The organism is Marinobacter sp. (genome assembly GCF_035268745.1).
Classification (GTDB): Bacteria; Pseudomonadota; Gammaproteobacteria; order Pseudomonadales; family Oleiphilaceae; genus Marinobacter.
Genome location: NZ_DATFKH010000054.1, coordinates 1 through 4,053, shown reverse-complemented (window position 1 = coordinate 4,053; position 4,053 = coordinate 1). Strand labels below are relative to the sequence as shown.

The 4,053-nt window shown below is 58.3% G+C and carries 4 protein-coding genes; 3 read left to right on the top strand and 1 reads right to left on the bottom strand.

Annotation, left to right across the window (positions count from 1 at the left end; genetic code table 11):
* The first annotated feature begins 8 nt into the window (after positions 1 to 8).
* From prmB to VJ956_RS04745, 3 genes are all read left to right on the top strand, one after another.
* Positions 9 to 896 carry a 50S ribosomal protein L3 N(5)-glutamine methyltransferase gene (gene prmB, locus VJ956_RS04755; protein WP_414674382.1) on the top strand — a complete coding sequence of 296 codons (888 nt, stop codon included), beginning with the start codon at positions 9 to 11 and terminating at the stop codon, positions 894 to 896.
* Between the two features lie 30 nt (positions 897 to 926).
* The gene (aroC, locus tag VJ956_RS04750) at positions 927 to 2,021 is read left to right on the top strand and encodes a chorismate synthase (protein WP_324082195.1); all 1,095 of its coding nucleotides are present in this window, start codon (positions 927 to 929) and stop codon (positions 2,019 to 2,021) included.
* 145 nt (positions 2,022 to 2,166) lie between these two features.
* Positions 2,167 to 3,336, top strand: coding sequence for an MFS transporter (locus VJ956_RS04745; protein ID WP_324082200.1), 1,170 nt, complete (start codon positions 2,167 to 2,169; stop codon positions 3,334 to 3,336).
* A gap of 150 nt (positions 3,337 to 3,486) precedes the next feature.
* Here the strand turns inward: VJ956_RS04745 and VJ956_RS04740 are convergent.
* The coding region (locus VJ956_RS04740; protein ID WP_324082193.1) for a cupin domain-containing protein at positions 3,487 to 4,053 on the bottom strand (567 nt) is incomplete at its 5' end.

Genomic DNA, 4,053 nt, shown 5'->3' with positions numbered 1-4,053 from the left:
TGAACGACCTGCAGACTGTCCGTGATTATCTGCGCTATGCCTGCTCCCGGTTCGCAGACTCGCCGCTGTTTTACGGACACGGGACCGACAACGTCTGGGATGAGGCGGTTCAGCTTGTGATGCGTTCCCTGCATCTGCCACTCGAAAACAACACTCTGTTTCTGGATGCCCGGCTGACCATGGCCGAGCGGGAGTTGCTGCTGCAGCGAATGACACGCCGTATTGATCAGCGGATCCCGCTGCCGTATCTGTTAGGCGAGGCCTGGTTTATGGGCCTGCCTTTTTATGTCGATGAGCGGGTGCTGGTGCCCCGCTCGCCGCTCGGTGAGCTACTCGGCAACGGCATCCAGCCCTGGCTTGGCGACCTTGAGCCGGGGCGGATTCTGGATTTATGCACTGGCAGCGGCTGTATCGGTATTGGCGCTGCCATGGTTTTCGACGCGGCCGAAGTGGACCTTGCGGATCTGTCGGCGGATGCTCTGGAGGTGGCGGCGGTGAATATCGACACCCATGAGCTGAACGACCGGGTCCGGACCATCAGATCGGACGTATTTGAGTCGATTGCAGGGCGCTACGACATTATTCTGAGCAATCCGCCCTATGTGGATGCAGAGGACATAGCCGACATGCCCGCCGAGTTCCGCCATGAGCCGGAACTGGGATTGTCGGCCGGCCATGACGGGCTTGAGATTGCCCACCGCATTCTGGCCGGGGCAGGGAACCATCTGAATCCGGGCGGGCTGTTGATTGTTGAGGTCGGTAACAGTCAGGCTGCGCTGCAGGGAGCCTATCCTGAGCTGCCGTTTACCTGGCTGGAATTCGAGAATGGCGGTGATGGCGTGTTCATGCTTACCGCTGAGGACCTGGCGGAAATCAAACAAACAGTTAATCCATAACATTCAATTCCAACTGCAAGAATATGATATATGTCTGGAAATAGCTTCGGAAAAATATTTACTGTGACCTCATTCGGTGAAAGCCACGGCGCGGCACTGGGTTGCATTGTCGATGGCTGCCCACCGGGGCTGGAGCTTTCCGAAGCCGATCTCCAGGGTGATCTGGACCGGCGCAAGCCGGGAACCTCACGTCATACCACCCAGCGGCGGGAAGCGGATGAAGTCCGGATACTGTCGGGCGTGTTCGAAGGCAGGACCACCGGGACGCCGATTGGCCTGCTTATCGAGAATACCGATCAGCGCTCAAAAGACTATTCAAAGATTGCGACCCAATTCCGGCCTGCCCACGCCGACTACACCTACATGCATAAATACGGTGTCCGGGATTATCGGGGCGGCGGACGCTCATCGGCGCGCGAGACGGCCATGCGGGTTGCCGCCGGTGCAGTGGCACGAAAATTTCTGCATCAGCGCCTGGGTATCACCATCCGTGGTTATCTGTCCCAGCTTGGCCCGGTAAAGATTGAGAAATTCGACTGGTCACAGGTTCATCAGAACCCGTTTTTCTGCCCGGACGTTGATAAAGTCCCGGAGATGGAAGATTACATGGATGCACTGCGTAAATCCGGCGATTCCATTGGTGCGCGCATCAATGTTGTTGCTGACGGAGTGCCGCCGGGGCTTGGCGAGCCGGTATTCGACCGGCTGGATGCGGACCTGGCCCATGCGCTGATGAGCATCAACGCGGTCAAGGGCGTGGAAATCGGCGCCGGTTTTGACTGTGTCGAGCAGAAAGGCACCAGCCACCGGGATGAACTGACACCCGAGGGTTTCCTGTCCAATCATGCCGGCGGCGTGCTCGGCGGTATTTCCTCCGGACAGCCGATTGTGGCCAGCATTGCCCTCAAGCCAACCTCCAGTTTGCGGTTGCCGGGGCGCAGCATTGATGTCGACGGCAACCCGGTGGAAGTGATCACCACCGGCCGCCATGATCCCTGCGTGGGCATTCGGGCAACGCCGATCGCCGAGGCGATGATGGCCATCGTGCTGATGGATCATTACCTCAGGCATCGGGGTCAGAATGGTGACGTATCGGTCTCCACGCCTGACATCGGTCAGGCCTAAGTTGTAGGACTCAGTTGGAAGAAAGTAGGCGGACACGACCATTCAGGAACGTATGCAGCAGGGATGCTGCATCCGAGCCTACACGGATGTATTCACGGCGTGTCCTGAATGGTCGTGTCCGCCTACTCTCCTACTCACTAGTAATCTGACAACAGCGTGGAGAATCCCTATCTACTGGCGGCTTTCAAACCTCTATTTCTGGTTTTTCGCACTGTTGGGCGGGCTGCTGCCTTACTGGTCCCTGTATCTGGAAGGGCGGGGATTCTCCTATCTTGAAATAGCCACGCTGATGGCAACGATCCAGCTGACCAAAATCATCGCGCCCAACGTCTGGGGCTGGCTCGGTGACCGCACCGGGCAAAGAGTGAAGCTGGTCAGGGTCGGCGCCATTGTGGGTTCGCTGTTCTTCGCCGGTGTCTTCATGGAGCCGGGATTCTACGGGCTGTTACTGGTCATGCTGGCGTTCACCTTCTTCTGGAACGCCATTCTGCCTCTGTATGAAGTGATCACACTTCGCGCCCTGGGCAACGCCCGGGAAAAATACGGCAAGGTCCGGCTCTGGGGGTCGGTGGGGTTTATCGGGGCGGTGGCGCTGGTGGGTGCCATTCTCGATGTAGTTCCCATCAGCAATCTGCCCTGGCTTTTGCTGCCGGTGTTTGCGGGCATCGCGATATCGGCGTTTCTGGTGCCGGCAGAGCAGGGGGAGCGCAAACCGCCGGCGCCGAAAGGCAGCCTGAAGGCAATCTTGACGCATCCTGCGGTCGTTACCTTCTTCCTGATGAACTTCCTGCTGCAGGTTTCCCACGGCGCTTACTACACCTTTTTCAGCATTCATCTGGAACAGCACGGCTACGACAAGCTGGCCATCGGCCTGCTCTGGTCACTGGGGGTACTGGCCGAAATCGGGCTGTTTCTGGTGATGCACCATCTGACCCGGCACTTTACTGTCCGGCAGATTGTTATTTCAGCACTGGCTCTGACCATGATCCGCTGGATCCTGATTGCCGAACTGACGGGTATTGTCTGGGTGCTGGTGTTTGCGCAGCTTCTGCACGCAGCTTCCTATGGCGCGCTCCACGCGGTTTCCGTGCAGTACATTCAGGGCTTTTTCGGCAAGCATCACCATGGTCAGGGCCAGGCGCTCTACAGCGGCCTGACGTTTGGCGCCGGCGGTGCCATCGGTGCCTGGCTTTCAGGCTTTCTGGTAGAAGGCTTTGATACCTCGGCCGCCTTCTGGGGCGGGGCGATCGCCATGGCCATTGCCATGGTGCTGACCTGGAGAGGATTGCGGCCACCGCCGGCCGAGCAGGCCTGACGGGGTCATACTGATGAGCAGGAAAGTAGGCGGACACGTCTATTCAGGACCGTATGCAGCAGGGATGCTGCATCCGAGCCTACATGGATGCATCCACGGCGTGTCCTGAATAGACGTGTCCGCCTACTTTCCTACTCATTAGTAACTGTATCAGACCCGGTTATAGGTGTCCTCAAAGCGCACAATATCGTCCTCGCCAAGATAGCTTCCGGTCTGGACCTCGATCAGTTCCAGCGGAATCACCCCCGGATTGGTAAGCCGGTGGGTCACGCCCAGTGGAATGTAGGTGGACTGGTCTTCGGTCAGCAGCAATACATCCTCACCCCGGTTAACCGTCGCCGTGCCTTTCACCACCACCCAGTGTTCCGACCGGTGATGATGCTTCTGAAGGGAAAGCGAGGCACCCGGTTTCACGGTAATGCGCTTGACCTGGAACCGCTCGCCCATGGCAATACCTTCGTAGGTGCCCCAGGGACGATGCACCTTCCGGTGAAAACGGTGCTCCGGGCGATCCTGGGCCTTTAACCGGGCCACCAGCTTTTTGACATCCTGTACCCTGGCGCGATCGGCCACCAGTACCACGTCGTCGGTTTCAACAATGATATGGTCAGTCACCCCCAGCGCAGCGATAAGGCGGCCCTCGGAATGAATGTAGGAACCGGAGACCTCCTCGATAATCACGTCGCCACGGCAAACGTTGTTGTTCTCGTCATGGGG